Source organism: Nitrospinota bacterium (assembly GCA_035528715.1).
In the GTDB taxonomy this organism is placed as follows: Bacteria; JADFOP01; JADFOP01; order DATKYB01; family DATKYB01; genus DATKYB01.
This window is the reverse complement of record DATKYB010000027.1, coordinates 1-15,008: the sequence shown is the minus strand read 5'-3', so window position 1 is coordinate 15,008 and position 15,008 is coordinate 1. Positions and strand designations below refer to the sequence as shown.

At 36.8% G+C, this 15,008-nt stretch carries 16 protein-coding genes; 8 read left to right on the top strand and 8 right to left on the bottom strand.

The window, feature by feature from the left end; all coding sequences use genetic code 11:
* Positions 1-15 precede the first annotated feature (15 nt).
* The 6 genes from VMW81_01820 to fusA all read right to left on the bottom strand — a co-directional run bounded on the left by VMW81_01820 (position 16) and on the right by fusA (position 3,896).
* Positions 16-264, bottom strand: coding sequence for a hypothetical protein (locus VMW81_01820; protein HUU49680.1), 249 nt, complete (start codon positions 262-264; stop codon positions 16-18).
* Between the two features lie 161 nt (positions 265-425).
* Complete coding sequence (locus VMW81_01815; GenBank protein HUU49679.1) at positions 426-1,100, bottom strand: septal ring lytic transglycosylase RlpA family protein; 675 nt, start codon at positions 1,098-1,100, stop codon at positions 426-428.
* Positions 1,101-1,143: 43 nt separating this feature from the next.
* Positions 1,144-1,308, bottom strand: a complete 165-nt coding sequence (locus VMW81_01810) for a zinc ribbon domain-containing protein (protein ID HUU49678.1) — start codon at positions 1,306-1,308, stop codon at positions 1,144-1,146.
* 28 nt (positions 1,309-1,336) lie between these two features.
* Positions 1,337-1,663 carry a hypothetical protein gene (locus VMW81_01805; GenBank protein ID HUU49677.1) on the bottom strand — a complete coding sequence of 109 codons (327 nt, stop codon included), beginning with the start codon at positions 1,661-1,663 and terminating at the stop codon, positions 1,337-1,339.
* Positions 1,664-1,680: 17 nt separating this feature from the next.
* Positions 1,681-1,857 carry a hypothetical protein gene (locus tag VMW81_01800; protein ID HUU49676.1) on the bottom strand — a complete coding sequence of 59 codons (177 nt, stop codon included), beginning with the start codon at positions 1,855-1,857 and terminating at the stop codon, positions 1,681-1,683.
* On the bottom strand, positions 1,857-3,896 hold the full coding sequence (gene fusA, locus VMW81_01795) for an elongation factor G (protein HUU49675.1): 2,040 nt from the start codon (positions 3,894-3,896) through the stop codon (positions 1,857-1,859). The genes VMW81_01800 and fusA overlap by 1 nt, the downstream gene beginning before the upstream one ends.
* Positions 3,897-4,107: 211 nt before the next feature.
* Here fusA and rnz point away from each other — a divergent pair, with 211 nt between their 5' ends.
* The gene (rnz, locus tag VMW81_01790) at positions 4,108-5,004 is read left to right on the top strand and encodes a ribonuclease Z (protein ID HUU49674.1); all 897 of its coding nucleotides are present in this window, start codon (positions 4,108-4,110) and stop codon (positions 5,002-5,004) included.
* 333 nt (positions 5,005-5,337) lie between these two features.
* On the opposite strand, the gene VMW81_01785 is transcribed toward rnz, so the two are convergent.
* The gene (locus tag VMW81_01785; GenBank protein ID HUU49673.1) at positions 5,338-5,487 is read right to left on the bottom strand and encodes a hypothetical protein; all 150 of its coding nucleotides are present in this window, start codon (positions 5,485-5,487) and stop codon (positions 5,338-5,340) included.
* A 170-nt stretch (positions 5,488-5,657) separates the two neighbouring features.
* Here VMW81_01785 and VMW81_01780 point away from each other — a divergent pair, with 170 nt between their 5' ends.
* The 3 genes from VMW81_01780 to VMW81_01770 all read left to right on the top strand — a co-directional run bounded on the left by VMW81_01780 (position 5,658) and on the right by VMW81_01770 (position 7,814).
* Positions 5,658-6,671 carry a hypothetical protein gene (locus tag VMW81_01780; GenBank protein HUU49672.1) on the top strand — a complete coding sequence of 338 codons (1,014 nt, stop codon included), beginning with the start codon at positions 5,658-5,660 and terminating at the stop codon, positions 6,669-6,671.
* An 18-nt stretch (positions 6,672-6,689) separates the two neighbouring features.
* Positions 6,690-6,992 (top strand): hypothetical protein, encoded by a 303-nt coding sequence (locus VMW81_01775; protein HUU49671.1) that lies wholly within the window; start codon positions 6,690-6,692, stop codon positions 6,990-6,992.
* An 84-nt stretch (positions 6,993-7,076) separates the two neighbouring features.
* Positions 7,077-7,814 (top strand): hypothetical protein, encoded by a 738-nt coding sequence (locus VMW81_01770; protein ID HUU49670.1) that lies wholly within the window; start codon positions 7,077-7,079, stop codon positions 7,812-7,814.
* Positions 7,815-7,999: 185 nt separating this feature from the next.
* Here the strand turns inward: VMW81_01770 and VMW81_01765 are convergent, their stop codons facing one another.
* The gene (locus VMW81_01765) at positions 8,000-9,046 is read right to left on the bottom strand and encodes a DUF4325 domain-containing protein (protein HUU49669.1); all 1,047 of its coding nucleotides are present in this window, start codon (positions 9,044-9,046) and stop codon (positions 8,000-8,002) included.
* A gap of 296 nt (positions 9,047-9,342) precedes the next feature.
* On the opposite strand from VMW81_01765, the gene VMW81_01760 reads away from it, so the two are divergent.
* From VMW81_01760 to VMW81_01745, 4 genes are all read left to right on the top strand, one after another.
* Positions 9,343-11,064 carry an NFACT RNA binding domain-containing protein gene (locus VMW81_01760; GenBank protein ID HUU49668.1) on the top strand — a complete coding sequence of 574 codons (1,722 nt, stop codon included), beginning with the start codon at positions 9,343-9,345 and terminating at the stop codon, positions 11,062-11,064.
* Positions 11,065-11,206: 142 nt separating this feature from the next.
* Positions 11,207-12,985 carry a translation elongation factor 4 gene (lepA, locus tag VMW81_01755; GenBank protein ID HUU49667.1) on the top strand — a complete coding sequence of 593 codons (1,779 nt, stop codon included), beginning with the start codon at positions 11,207-11,209 and terminating at the stop codon, positions 12,983-12,985.
* A gap of 4 nt (positions 12,986-12,989) precedes the next feature.
* Positions 12,990-13,544, top strand: coding sequence for a signal peptidase I (lepB, locus tag VMW81_01750; GenBank protein HUU49666.1), 555 nt, complete (start codon positions 12,990-12,992; stop codon positions 13,542-13,544).
* A gap of 162 nt (positions 13,545-13,706) precedes the next feature.
* Positions 13,707-14,873, top strand: coding sequence for a tetratricopeptide repeat protein (locus VMW81_01745; GenBank protein ID HUU49665.1), 1,167 nt, complete (start codon positions 13,707-13,709; stop codon positions 14,871-14,873).
* Positions 14,874-15,008: the final 135 nt, after the last annotated feature.

The window sequence follows — 15,008 nt, the reverse complement described above, 5'->3', positions numbered from 1 at the left end:
ATCCTTTTTAGCACTTTACTTTACTAAACACCTCTTAACAGGATAAGGTTGTTTTTTCGATAAATTTTTTTGAAGAAGGCTGGTGATATGGATAACATTTTTATCTTTATAAACAAGCGGCATCTCTGAAAAATGTATATTGATGATCTCATGATAATGCCCGTTCCAGCATCTTAAGGACCTCACTTTATAGACATCAATATCAGGATCAATATGTTGGAATACGGGCGCCAAGCATTTTTCACAATAGCCATAAAATTTCATTCACTGTCCCCCTTTTTCCTTCTCTTCTCAAAAATAATTTGGACTCTTTTATCTAAATATAATTTAATTAATTAAAACCGTCAAAATAAAAAGAGAAAGCCTTTTTTAAAAAGGCTTCTCTACTCTGATCAATCTACTGAAAAAGCAGATATTTTTTATTTTTACTCAGCAGTTACAAATGGTGAAAAATTATCCAGTTCGAACCTTTTCACTAATTGAAGAGCCGATTCTTTACTTAAATTGATACCCACCCTCACCCTATAAAATCGATATTGGTTTGTATCGTGAACAACAATGCAAACATCTCTAAAACTTTTCTCCAGCTGATTTTTCAATTTGATTGCATTTTCTCTTTTTGTAAAAGAGCCGACCTGCACGGTATAGTTATTTAAGCCCGCACGGCTTATGCCTCTTTTTTTGGTTTTTGGGCTTTCCCATTTTACTACTGTAATCCTCACCTTTGCAATTCCTTTTTCAACCATATCTAACTTTTTTGCAGCGCCGTATGAAAGGTCGATAATCCGTCCCCTTATAAAGGGACCCCTATCATTTATCCTCACAAGGAGTGTCTTCCCATTCTCAAGATCTCTCACATTAACTAATGTTCCAAAGGAGAGGGTTTTATGAGCAGCAGATACAGAATACATATTGTAGGTTTCTCCATTTGCGGTTTTTCTCCCATGGAAATCCTCCCCATACCAGGAGGCAATCCCGGTTTCTTCAAATTTTTCACCTTCCACAGGAATGATAATTTTTTCCCTGTATGGAGCGCAAGAAGAGAGAAGAAAGAGCAGAATGGGTATGATAAAGAAAATATATCTTTTGAAAATATTCAAATGAAGTATACCTTTTAAAAACAGAGATTCTTTTAAGAGATAGTTAGCTCTTTTTTGAGGTCTGAGAAAAAAATCCAGTGATGAGCTGAGTTACCTTACTGCTGGTGCATTTTGGGCATTTGATTTTTTTCTCTCCTTTTTCTTTTATGGATAGAGTCAATGTGAATTTTTTCTTGCATTTTGTGCATCTGTATTCATATTTTGGCATTTTTTTCCCTCCCTTATTAGTGGATATTCTAAGGAGACCGGACAACAAAAGATGGGACCCATCCACTCATACCTTTTTTCACCCCATAGGTATTAATCTTATACCATATCTGATTATCAACACGAAGCTCATGCACAATTTCTACAGGGGTGCCGCTTTTTAATTTATATTTAACCTTTCCACCTGTTTTGAGTCCTCCTGGTTTATTCCAAAGCGGTATCTCAGTAAAGAGGAGTTTTCCAGACACATATCCGGTCAGGATTCCTAATTTTTGTCTCTCTCTTCCTGATACGGGTAAGACAGATGCATAAGTAAAAAGCAGAATCAGTATAAGTATAAAAAGTTTCCTATACATCACTCACAAAAATTTTTTTAGATTGACCGTGATCCCTCTCTGTATTTATCACAGAGATCATCATCTTTTCCCCTTAGTCTTTTTGTTTCGTTCAGATAACAGAAACCAATTTCCTTTTTTTCACCCATCATAAGAGCCTTTTCCTGAAAATAATATACACAATTCCCACATATTTCAATCTTTCTCTTATCCATCAGTTTTCAACCTTATTAAATTTGGAAAAAGACATTGTAAAAGTCCCCCTCCCTTGAGTGAGAGACCTGAGGCTTGTCGAGTATCCAAACATTTGAGAAAGGGGGGCGAGGGCATTGACTATCTGAAACTTCGGATGAGAGACAGTTCCTTCTATTTTCCCATTTCGCGTATTCATATCGTCGATAACTGCTCCAACAAATTCTCTTGGCACAGTTACTTCTGTGCTCATCACCGGTTCGAGCAAAAATGGTTTTGCTTTTCTGCACCCTTTTTGAAAAGCCATTGCAGATGCTATTCTAAAGGCCATTTCCGTAGATTCTCCTTCCACATAGAGGGCATTTTCAAGGGTCACTTTCGTATCAACCACTTTATAACCAGAAAGAGCACCATTTTCAGACGAATTTCTTATTGACTCTTCAACAGCAGAAATGAACTTAGGGGGAAGAATAGCTTCTTTAAGACCATTTTGAAATTCGAATCCTGTTCCATTGGGCTTTGGTTCGAATTTCAACCATACCTTGCCTGATTGAAATTTCCCTCCTATCTCTTTTGAAAAATTTCCTTCTATTGTGACAGGTTTACTTATCGATTCTCGATAAACAACCTGGGGTTTTCCCACCCTCGTTTCTACGCCAAAATCATTACGGAGTCTTTTAACAACGACGTCTAAGTGTAATTCTCCCATCCCAGAGATTACGGTTTGCCCTGTTTCCTCATCTGTTTTCACATTAAGCGTAGGGTCTTCTTGTATGAGTTTTTCCAGATTATGGGTGAGTTTGTTCTGATCAATGATGGTCTTCGGTTCAATAGCAACAGATATTACCGGTTCAGGAATGATCATCGATTCGAATATAATGGGAGTAGATTTATCGCAAAGGGTGTCTCCGGTTGCTGTGTTCTTTAGACCGCTCGCTGCAACAATTTCTCCTGAATGGGCTGTATTTATCCTCTCTTTTTTGTTGGCATACATCCTGAATAATCTTGCAATCTTTTCTTCTTCTTTTTTGTTTGTATTAAAAACAAAGGTTCCCGTATCAATGCTGCCGGAATATACCCTTAGGTAGGTAAGCTTGCGGCCTTCGTCCATCATTATCTTAAAAGCCAAGGCAGAGAAACTCTGATCTGTTCCAGTAAAGCGCCTTTCTTTTTCTCCTGTTTTTGGATTCAATCCTTCGATAGCTGGGATATCTAAAGGGGAAGGGAGGTAATCTACAATCGCATCCAGAAGAGGTTGCATTCCTTTATTTTTTAGCCCTGAGCCACAAAAAACAGGGACTAAATCTAAATTTAACGTGCACTGCCTGATGGCCTTTTTTATGTCATTTTCATCTATTTCCTGATCGCTGAAGTATTTTTCTAACAGTTCTTCATCCCTTTCCACTATTGATTCTATTAAAGCGTTTCGGTATCTTTTTGCTTCATCTTTTAATGAGGGAGGAATATCAATGGATGAATAGGTAATCCCCAAATCCTTTTCTTCCCACAGTATCCCCTTCATTTGGATCAGGTCGATAACGCCCCTAAAATCCTCCTCTTTGCCTAAAGGGATATTTACAGGCAGGGGAGTAGCCCCCAGTTTTTTTTCCATATCTTTTAAGACCCTAAAAAAGTCAGCCCCAATTCTATCCATTTTATTGACAAAGGCGATTCTGGGGATTTTATACCTGTCTGCCTGATACCATACAGATTCTGACTGGGGCTCAACCCCTTCGACCCCAGAAAAGATAGCAATTGCCCCATCTAAGACCCTTAATGACCTTTCTACTTCTATCGTAAAATCGACATGGCCCGGTGTGTCGATAATATTGATGATATGGTTTCGCCATTCACAAGTGATGGTTGCAGAAGTGATGGTTATTCCTCTTTCTCTTTCCTGTGCCATCCAGTCCATAATCGTATCGCCGTCATGAACCTCCCCGATTTTATGGGAATAGCCTGTGTAGAAGAGAAATCTTTCAGTAACCGTAGTTTTCCCGGCGTCTATATGGGAGATGATGCCGATATTACGAATTTTTTTGAGTTTTTTATTTTCTTTCATAAGGACCAGAGGTTTTTTACTTAAAAAAATAAATGTAACATATCACTTATGAGAGTTCAATGAAATTTGTGGCTTAAAGGTAGCGGCTGGGAAAGAAAGAAGGGTACGTTTTTAATTATTTAATTGTTATTTATTTTATTTTAATGATTAATTATTTAAAATATGGGAAAAAAACAAAGCAAAAAGTAAATAAAGCCAAAAGAGGAACTTAATGATTATGGAAATTGTTTTTTTGGGAACAGCTTCAATGTTTCCTACAAAAGATAGAAATCCTAGTGCAGTTTTTATTAGCTATGGCTCTGAAGGGATCTTAGTAGATTGCGGTGAAGGTACGCAGAGGCAGATGAAAATAACAGAGATAAGGTTAACGAAAATAACAAGGATCCTAATCAGCCATTGGCATGGTGACCATGTTTATGGATTGCCAGGCTTATTGCAGAGTTTAGATGCTTCTGAATATAATAAAACTCTGCAAATTTATGGACCAAAAGGGACAAAAAAATATTTTGAAATACTGGGAAAGGGATTTGTTTTTAAAAGAAGTATGGATATAGAAATTAAGGAAGTATCTGAAGGGAAGTTTTTTGAAAATGAAGATTTCCTATTAGAAGCCTTGCCTTTGGAGCATGATATCGAAACCCTGGGATTTAATTTCATAGAAAAGAATAAAAGAAAAATTGACATGAAAAAGGTAAAAAAGTTTGGGATGGGGGAAGGCCCGTTGTTAGGTAGGCTAAAAGAAGGTAAAATCATTGAGTGGGAAGGAAAAAAAATTACGCCAGAAGATGTTACATATATGAAAAAAGGAAGGAAAATCACAATAATAGATGATACATTAATCTGTAATAACTGTTACAGATTGGCCCAGGATGCTGATTTATTGATTTGTGAAGCTACCTATTCTTCTCAATTAGAGGAAAAAAGTAAGGAATATCAGCATATGACTGCAAAGCAAGCAGCCCAGATAGCTAACAAGGCTCATGTGAAAAAATTGATTTTAACTCATTTTAGTGCTCGCTACAAAAACATCCAGGAAATCGAAGAAGATGCAAGAGGTATTTTTGATAATATTATTTGTGCTGAAGATTTTATGAAAATTTACATATGAAACTTGTGGCTATTAAAAGATAGAGTCTTTCAGCTCCTTCTGGAGCTCTGCAGCTATAATCTTCTTCAGTCACCTTTGTTCATTTTTTGCCTGCCCAAAAAACGAACCCAAAAAGGGCACCCCTACGATTTTTCCGGGCGGTCTCAGTTTCGCTCCGCTTCGGAGAAACAGCAAACTCAGCCTTCGGCTTCAGACAGCTGCTTCTCTTTCTCTCTCCGCTCACCTTCAACCTGAAAAATCCTAAAGGGGCTAATCAAAAACTTATAATTGCAAATAAATCAATATAATATATAAGGAAAAAATGGAATATCAAAATTGCAGAATTTTATTGACTTAATCCTTTCTTTTTGATAGAGAAGGTCTGTTTTGGAAGGAGGGTTTTTTAGAAAGCTTTTCATCAGATTTAACACCATATTTTTGCTTTGATAGCAAAGAATTGATTTGTTTTCCAACTTTGATTCCCCTTCCTTTTAATAATCTCATTTGACTATCTTCCTGTTTTTACATCTCTGAATAGCTATGAACCTTCTCTATTGAGGGTTAAGATGTTAGAGCGTATTGTTCATGTTAGAAAATTTTTCCAAAGAAACCTTTCTCCACATCTGTCTCTATTCATTCATTTATTTTATAACAATAGATAGGGGGAGGGTTTTATGGTGAAAAGAATTTTGATGGGAATTATCATATTGGTTTTTTTTGTTGCTTGCTCTTCCTCTTTTGCTGCGGATGAAGAAGGTGCAAGAGGGATTTTCATCGAACCATTCGGGGGTATATTTTACATCAATGCGCCCGACGTCAACTTCGGTGGGAGATATGATTGGGAGGGGGGTTACTCGGGTGGAGAGCATAGAGAAGACGGAGAGGCGCATGGGCCCATTTTTGGTTTGACATTTGGAAAGAGATTCAAAAGCCCCCTTTCCCTTGGCAGGAATAATCGGGTGGAACTCTCAGGTTTTTACAGCAGTGCTAAGAGCACGTCGAGCTCTACTATCATGCCCGTTGGTAATGTTACTGGTTTCATGCAGATTGATGCGAGTCGAGCTTTTGGAGGTCCTGATCATACAGAAGTGAGCATTAATTCCAAAGCTCGGTATTACGGCTTCAGCCTGGTCTTAAAGGGCGACCATAAGGTTGGATTGAACTGGAGCGTCTCGCCCTATATTGGGCCGACCCTGTTTTTCTTTGAGCAGGACATCGATATCTCAGCCCAAGAATTTGGTGGTAAAAACTACCCGTCCACATCTGTGAGCGAGGATACAGAGACCATGTATTTAGGCATCACAGGTGGTGCGGATTTCACCAGGCAAATTTCTGATAGGGTAAGTCTGGTCGCGAATGCGGAGCTGTCCGTCGTTCATGCCAGAAGCGATTTTGATGGTTCTCAGGAGACCTATGATTGGTCTACGTCTGAGTTACTTGCTACTTCCCATGTAACAGATTCTGATGAGGAGGTGGCAGTTCGTGGAACCGGGAATATAAAACTCCAGTTCGATATTGGATTCGGAACTCTCTCTTTAAGCGCTGGGCTCCATTGGCTCAGCTACGTGCCCGGGGTCGTCAATCCGCGTAATTATATCAACTCAAGCATCCCGGATAGAGCCGCGCATATAGAGGACGAGTCATCCCTGATGGTAATCGGCATGGCACAGGTGGCTATACCGTTTTGATGGTTGGGAAGATAGAAATTGAAAAATGAGGACTCGATTTTTTCCTCTCACTTGCCGCATCCCCAAAAAATCGAAAAGGGGGATTTAAAAAACCTGTTCATTTCTTGCTTGTCCAAGAAACGAACCAAAAAAGGGTGCCCCCCTGCTTTTTTAAACGTGATTTTCCTGCAATCGTTCGGCGAAGCAGCAAACTCAGCCTTCGGCTTCAAACAGCTGCTTCTCTTTTCCTCGTTCGCTTGTCAAATCCCTAAAAAGCAGAAGGGGGGATTTAAAAAGATGAAATCTTACTTGGTTGGCGAACCAGCCATTTTTGCCAACTGATTTGATAAACTATAGGCAATAAAGGCTTGACATATTTTTATATTGAGTTGAGGATATTCGTATATTTTCTTCTTGGTGGGAGAAATGGGATATAACGAAGAAGATCAAAGATTGTTCTATAATATAAAAGTTGATGACATTCGTTATACCAAAGAACAGCAATGGAAAACTGTCTATTTTACAGTAATTGCAAATGCTGCGATTATATCCCTAGCTTTATATCTTGGACTTCATGACAAGTGTGAAAGTCAATTTAGTCAAGCAATTCTGCTAACCCTAATTAGCTGTTTTATATCCTGTATAGGCATTATTTTTCTCTGGAATTATCAATTCAGACTTGAGGAATATCGTGCCAGGAAAGAAAACCTTGAAGATGAATTAAAAAACAGACTTAATGTTGATTTAAAAAATAAAATTAAGCCTTATGAGAGAAAAATTAAATGTGGTCCTTTAAGATGTTTATCTAGAAATTATTTCTCTATTGTTTTTACACTGGTAATAATTTTATCCTTTTTAATTTTATTTTTTTTAATTTTAGATTTCACATGGTTAAGCAAAACTTTTTTTATTTCATCAGGATTATTAATAATAACAAACATAATTATTCTAGCAATAAGATCATGTTATAAATATAAATTGAAAGATGAGAATAAAACATTTAGATATAAATTAGTTTGGATATGGAAACATCTTTGTTTGATTATAGCAATTCTGATATTTGTTACTATATTGCTATTGATTTATTTCTTTTTAAAAGATTGTAGACCCATTATAGTTACTGATACGCTGAAGTCGCCAGTTCATATTGAGCAGAAGGTGTAAGCTTCCTAATGGTTTTAAATAATTTTTGCCATTTGATTTGATAAATTAAAGCCCCCTTCCATTTCTACCAAACTATCTGACCATTTACTTCAATTTAAACACTATTGTTTTTGATATATTAGATATTGATATTAGTATTAGTATCAAACCATATCACTATGTTTTTGTGGAAAGCTATACTATTGTCAACTTATTGTCAACCTAGACTTAATTTTTTTGTCAACCACATGGTTTATGATCTGTTCTATGATAGGGCTAATGTTCTCGACTTTCATGATTATATTAGGATAGGCATTTAGAAAGACTCGGAATATTTCATCCGCAAATCCTTGACCAATAGATTTAACGCCTTTAAAATCCAGTATTATTTCTGTGAATTTATCAAGCCCATAAAGCAATCTTTTGGCCTCTGATCGTGAGATATAATCTTTGTGAAAAAGTTTTACCAAAACCCTCGTTCTTTCAAATTTAAAGTCAAACTCTTCTGGTGCAAAATGTGTGAAGATTTTGTCAAGCCTTCTTTTTGAGCTTCTGCTGATACTAAAAACTACCTCAGTTCCTTTAATAAACTTTTTTTCCTCAATAAAAACATCTTTTTTTTGATTATCAAAGATGAGTTTTACTTTATGAGATCTGAAGAAAATCATATCAGCAGATTTTGATGTAAAGAATATTCCTTCCCCAGTGTGTTTTTCCTCCATAGTAGTTGTTTTTCCCTTAATGAGTTCTCCTATCGCGGCATTCTCGTCAGGCAGGTTAAATTTTTTAAAGATTGAATGAAAAATTCCTATTCCAAAATCCCTAATAAAAAAGCGAAACATGTATTCATCAAGAATAACTTTAACATTGCACTTTTCAGAGCCAGAATGCTCAATAGCATTATTCAAAATTTCTGTGAAGGCATAGAGTGCTATATCCAAAGCACTATTGCTGAGTTCACCCTTGAGATTTAGAAGTGAAGCTAATTCATGAAATACTTTATCTTCTTCAAGATTTGACAAAAAATATACTTTCTCAAAACTTTTTATAAATCGGACTCTCTTTTTGGTAGTAAGAGGGCTATAAACTACTCCTCTCGTTTTTCCTTCCTTTATTATTTTATTATTTTTTATTAATTCCTTTATATGTTTATTAAGGGCTTGTCGAGATATCCCAAAGAATTCACATATCTCTTTGCTAGTTGTAGACCCCTTTTCTACTATATAATTAAAGGTTTTTTCTCTTGTATCCATAAATTTTATTATATCAATTGTCAACTTATTGTCAACTTAAAAATAATTTTATTGTCAACTTCCTTTCTTAAAAGTTTTTTCTTATTATGCCCTTTTTATTTTTGAAGTTTATAAGGCAAATTTATTCAATAGGGGGAAACCCAAAAGCCCTCACTATTTCTCTGTGATAAAATTGTGATAGATTTATGATAGTATTATAGAAAAAAAGGAGAAATGTAGTTTATCATTTGACACCTCTGAAACAATTAGGATAATATTTTTTCATAAAAATAATAAAAGAATTAACAAATAATAAAATGGACTCATTTGTTATAAGGGCAATTGCAAAAGAACTCGCTGAAACATTAAAAGGGGGAAGGATATATAAAATCCATCAACCCTATCCAACTGAGCTTATCTTAAAAATAAGATTAAAGGGGGTTTCAAAAAATCTTATTATATCCGCTAATCCAGAATGGCCGAGGGTTCACATTATAAAAGATATCCCAGAAAATCCATTCTCACCCCCTGGTTTTTGCATGCTCTTAAGAAAGTTGATACAGGGGGGCTTTATCATCTCGATTGACCAAGATGGCCTGGAAAGGATAATCTCCATCTCTGTTGGGCTAAAGGATAAGAGATATGAGCTCATTTTAGAGATTATTGGAAAACAGAGCAATATCATATTAATTGATAAAAATCGAACCATCCTGGGTTCCATAAGGTCTATCCCTTCAGATAAAAATAGGCTTTTAATCGGAGAGAAATACCAATCCCCTCCCTTTAAAAAGGAAGACCCTCTTTTATGTGAGGAATCAGAGTTTCAAAAAAGGCTCAAAAGTCAGCTGCCTGAGGGGGAGCTCTGGAAAGATATTGTTAAACATTACAGAGGCATCAGCCCCCTTATTGCAAAAGAGATAGAATACAGGGCAAAAAAATCAAAATCAGGCGATTCATTAGAAAAAAAATTATGGAAGGCCTCTAAGAAGGTATTAAACCTATTTACAGAAGAGAAATTCTCCCCTGCCATATTTATGAACAAAAAGCAAGATAAGATTTTTCTCTCTTCGATTCCCCTTTTGCAGTTTAAAACATGGAAAAAGATTGAATATGATAGCATCAGTGAAGCTGCTGAGAAATACTACCAGGATTCGATGTTGAAATTGAATCTTCTTAAACTGAAAGAGGGACTCCTTAAGAATATAAAAAGAGCAATAACCAAAGAGAAAAAAATTGGGGAAATCTGTGTTCGAGAGATAAAAAAATATAAAGATTGGGAAGTATTCAAGTTTTATGGGACACTGATCCTTGCTGGTCTTTCTTTGATAAAAAAGGGGATGGATAGAATTACACTTAAAAATTATTATTCCCAAAAGCAAGAGCTAATCGAAATCCCCCTTGATAGCTCTCTTAACCCGCAGGCCAATGCCGAGAAGTATTTTAAAAAATATAAAAAGGCACAGAGAGGAATAAAGATTTTAAAAGAGAGATTGAATCCTATAAAAGAGAGAATAAAATCCCTTGAAGAAACAATGAAAAGCGTAACAGATGCTCAGGACTTGAAAGTTCTTGAGAAGATATATGAAGAATTAAAGAGAAATAAGATTGTAAAGGAAAAAGAGAGGAAAAGGGAGAAGAGGACAAAAAAAGCTTTTCCCTACAGAAGGTATTGTTCGAAAGATGGATGGTCAATCTTTGTAGGGAAAAATGCTAAAGGGAATGATTATATTACTACGGTTATCGGGAAGGAAGATGACCTTTGGCTCCATGCTCATGGAACCTCAGGTTCTCATGTTATCATCAAAAACAAGAAAAGAGGGGAAGAAATTCCTCACAGCATATTAAAAAAAGGGGCTGAGCTTGCTGCCTATCACAGCAAGGCAAGGGGCTCCTCCAAGGTTCCCGTGGCCTACACCTTAGTAAAGCATGTAAAAAAGATGAAGGGGAAGAAAACAGGAACCGTATCACTATCCAGCTATAAGACGATTCTTGTATCACCTAAACCAAGTGATATGAACAAATTGAAAGAGATATATTGACTTTTCCACCTCTCTCCTTATAATAAGTAATCTAAATAATGTTTTAAGATGAAGTATCTGGGATAATTTTATATATTGAGTTTTAACCTAAATCCCCTTTTCATAAGATAAAAGGGGGTTTTTATTGAAGCCATTTTGAACCATGATAGAAAATATCAGAAATTTTTCAATCATTGCCCATATTGACCATGGCAAATCTACCCTGGCAGATCGTATCCTGGAATATACAGGGGTGATAACTGAGAGGGACAAAAGAGACCAGTTCCTCGACCAGATGGAGATTGAGAGGGAGCGGGGAATTACAATCAAGGCCCAGACTGTGAGGATGAATTATAAAGGGTCTGTCTTGAATCTTATCGATACCCCTGGTCACGTAGATTTTGCGTATGAGGTTTCCAGAAGCCTGGCTGCCTGCGAAGGTGCCCTTTTGGTCATCGATGCATCTCAAGGCATTGAAGCCCAAACCCTTGCAAATTTCAGCCTGGCTGTTGAGAATAATCTTAAGATTATCCCTGTGATCAATAAGATTGATATGTCATCAGCAGACCCAGAGGGGGTAAAGCAGCAGATTAAGAATATTCTTGGAATTGACCCTGAAGATGCCATACTGACCAGTGCCAAGAAAGGAATAGGAACAGAGGAGGTTCTTGATGCTGTCATAGAAAAAATACCCCTGCCAAAGGGAAATGCAGAAGAACCACTGAAGGCACTCATATTCGATTCATGGTTCGATACTTTTCAAGGGGTGATTATTCTCGTGAGGGTTTTTGATGGAAAGGTAGAAAAGGGACAAAAAATAAAATTAATGACAAATGCTCATACATACGAGGTAAATCAGATAGGGATTTTTTCCCCTTATGCAACCCCTGTTGATAGACTTTCCTCGGGAGACGTGGGCTATATTATTGCAGGAATCAAAACAATAAAAGATACAAAGACAGGGGATACGGTCACTCATGCAGGCAATCCTACGAAAAGACCCTTTCCTGGTTATAAGGAGATCAAACCCATGGTCTTTAGCGGTATCTATCCCATTGAAGGAAATCAATATGAACCGCTGAGGGCTGCCTTAGAAAAGCTCCATCTAAACGACTCCTCCTTTCAATATGAACCAGAGACTTCGCTCGCACTGGGTTTTGGGTTTAGATGCGGTTTTTTGGGTCTCTTACACATGGAGATTGTAAAGGAGCGTCTTGAGAGGGAGTTTCAACTCTCCCTTCTTAATACCTCTCCAAATGTTATCCATAGGGTGACCAAGCCTGATGGAAAGGTTCTTATATTAGAAAATCCTTTTCATTTTCCCAAACCCCATGAGATTTTGAAAATCGAAGAGCCTTTTATCTTGGGGACCATCCTGACCCCCCCTGACTTTTTAGGGAGTATCTTAAAACTCTGTGAGAACAAAAGAGGAATTCAGAAAAAATTAGAATACCTCGATAGCAAAAAGGTAAAAATTATCTATGAGCTTCCTTTAAGCGAGATAATTTCCAATTTTTATGATAGGATGAAGTCCGTTTCAAGGGGGTATGCCTCTTTTGATTATGAATTGATAGGATATAAGGAATCAGATTTGGTCAAACTTGATATGCTGATTAACGGTCTTCCCGTAGACTCACTTTCAACAGTTATTCATAAAGATAAGGCATATTCAGTTGGGAAGGAATTGGTTTTAAAAATAAAGGATATCATTCCCCGCCAGATGTTTGAGGTTATTCTGCAGGCAGCAATAGGCAATAAAATCATTGCAAGAGATACGATAAGGCCTTTGAGAAAAGATGTCACTGCCAAGTGTTATGGAGGAGATATAACAAGAAAGCGAAAGCTATTGGAAAAACAGAAAGAAGGGAAAAAAAGGATGAGACAATTGGGGAAGGTAGAAATACCTCAGGAGGCTTTTATGACGATATTGGAGGTCAGATAAGATAATGAAAAAAAAGACGTGGGTTAGAGAACTTATTGAATCGATTATTATTGCATTAATCCTTGCATTAATCATTAGAACATTCGTTATTCAGGCATTTAAGATACCTTCTGGATCAATGCTCCCTACCCTCCAGATAGGTGACCATATATTGGTAAGCAAATTTATATACCGCTTTAAAGACCCCCAAAGAGGCGATATCATCGTCTTTAAATTTCCAGGGGATGAGAAGAGAGATTTCATAAAGAGATTGATAGGTCTTCCAAATGAAGAGGTAGAAGTAAAGAACAATCAGGTATTTATTAATAATAAACCGCTTCATGAGCCTTATGCCATTTATGAGGAAGATCTTCTATCAAAGAAAAATTATGGTCCTTATCATTTACCAGATGGTCATTTATTTGTCATGGGCGACAACAGAGACAATAGCCTCGACAGCCGCGCCTGGGGATTTTTGGATAAAAATAAGATCAAAGGTAAAGCCTGGAGAATATATTGGTCATGGGATAAGAAAAATTACGGTGTAAGATGGAAAAGGATTGGAAAACTGCTCAAATAGGGCATCTCTCATAAAATTTTCGCAAAAATCCCAACCCCTTCTAAATAAGAAAATAGGTTAACCAAATCTAAAAACCTGCCGATAAGGTATTTGATAATCCTTATATTGAATAATTTAGCGATACATTTGGGATAAGTTCAATTAAAACAAGCAATTAGTATAATGCCAAATTATAACAAAAAAATATTAGTTGCAGAGCCTTCTCAGGCCATGAGAAGAACTATCAGAAACATGTTGAAGCAATCTGGTTATGTCAACATCCATTTATTAGAAACCAGCAGAGAGGCTTTGGAGGTATTAAAGAAAGAGAAGATCGACCTCGTTATTGCAGATTGGAATTTGTCATCTTTATCAGGTCTGGAACTCTTGGAGCGGATAAGAGAAGACAAAAACCTTACAGATGTTTCGTTTCTCATAATAACCACAAATTCAAACCTAGATACAATAGCTGAAGCTGCGGAACGCGGGGTTGATGATTGTCTTGTGAAACCCTTTAAGGTTGGAACCTTTCAGACAAAGATTGAGTTGATATTCAACGGTAAGGATGATCCCTCTAAAGTAGAGTATCATATATATAAGGGAAGGAAATATAAAAATGAAGGGAAGTATGATGAGGCAATAAAGGAGTTTGAAAAGGCCTTAGAGATTGAACCTAACAGAGCCAAAACCTACCAAGCGATTGGAGAAGTCTGCGAGGTTCAAGGCAAGGAAGGAGAAGCTGAGGAAAAATTTCTCAATGCCATGATTTTAAATCCCAAGTTTATTTCAGCCTACAATAGCCTGGGTAATCTCTACAAAAAGAAGAAAAGGCTGGATGATGCCATTGACTGTTTAAAATCAGCATCTAAGATCAATCCTAAAAATGCCAATAGAAATTTAAATCTGGGCGAAATCTATCTGGAAAAAGGGATCGCTCAAGAGGCTCAAAGCTATTTTAAAAAGGTGCTGAGGTTTAATCCAAGCAATACCAAGATAAAATCTGCCATAGGAGAGCTCTATCTAAAAGCAGATATGGCAGAAGAGGCTGAGCGGGTCTTAAAAGATGCTTTAGATATCAATCCAAACGAGATTCACCTCTATAATAAGCTTGGTATCGCCTATAGACAGCAAGGCAAATATCGAGCTGCAGTTGAAGAGTATAAAAAGGCCCTCAAGGTTGACCCCAACGACAAGAACCTCTATTATAATTTAGCGAGGGCATATTGGGAGGCAAAAAATCCTCTACAAGCCATGAAAGAGCTTGAGTTTATCCTAGAGAAGTATTTGGATTTTGAAGAAGCAAAAGACTTGCTCAAAGAGATCAAAAAAAGCAGGGAACCCTCCTCTTGAGTCAGCACAAAGTAGGCAAAAATAGATATAATGATTCTGATTTATGCACCATTTTCCTCTGTCTCAAAACTAAGAATCCTTAAAAGAAAAAATGGTATCAGTCAGTTTTGCATAATCTTCCAAACTCAGTGATTC

Coding starts and splice junctions, on each gene's coding strand:
- VMW81_01800 (HUU49676.1), bottom strand. CDS start 1,857: ATGGATAAGAGAAAGATTGAAATATGTGGGAATTGTGTATATTATTTT.
- VMW81_01770 (HUU49670.1), top strand. CDS start 7,077: ATGGGATATAACGAAGAAGATCAAAGATTGTTCTATAATATAAAAGTT.
- lepB (HUU49666.1), top strand. CDS start 12,990: ATGAAAAAAAAGACGTGGGTTAGAGAACTTATTGAATCGATTATTATT.
- VMW81_01810 (HUU49678.1), bottom strand. CDS start 1,308: ATGCCAAAATATGAATACAGATGCACAAAATGCAAGAAAAAATTCACA.
- VMW81_01785 (HUU49673.1), bottom strand. CDS start 5,487: ATGAGATTATTAAAAGGAAGGGGAATCAAAGTTGGAAAACAAATCAAT.
- lepA (HUU49667.1), top strand. CDS start 11,207: ATGATAGAAAATATCAGAAATTTTTCAATCATTGCCCATATTGACCAT.
- VMW81_01780 (HUU49672.1), top strand. CDS start 5,658: ATGGTGAAAAGAATTTTGATGGGAATTATCATATTGGTTTTTTTTGTT.
- rnz (HUU49674.1), top strand. CDS start 4,108: ATGATTATGGAAATTGTTTTTTTGGGAACAGCTTCAATGTTTCCTACA.
- VMW81_01765 (HUU49669.1), bottom strand. CDS start 9,046: ATGGATACAAGAGAAAAAACCTTTAATTATATAGTAGAAAAGGGGTCT.
- fusA (HUU49675.1), bottom strand. CDS start 3,896: ATGAAAGAAAATAAAAAACTCAAAAAAATTCGTAATATCGGCATCATC.
- VMW81_01820 (HUU49680.1), bottom strand. CDS start 264: ATGAAATTTTATGGCTATTGTGAAAAATGCTTGGCGCCCGTATTCCAA.
- VMW81_01745 (HUU49665.1), top strand. CDS start 13,707: ATGCCAAATTATAACAAAAAAATATTAGTTGCAGAGCCTTCTCAGGCC.
- VMW81_01760 (HUU49668.1), top strand. CDS start 9,343: ATGGACTCATTTGTTATAAGGGCAATTGCAAAAGAACTCGCTGAAACA.
- VMW81_01805 (HUU49677.1), bottom strand. CDS start 1,663: ATGTATAGGAAACTTTTTATACTTATACTGATTCTGCTTTTTACTTAT.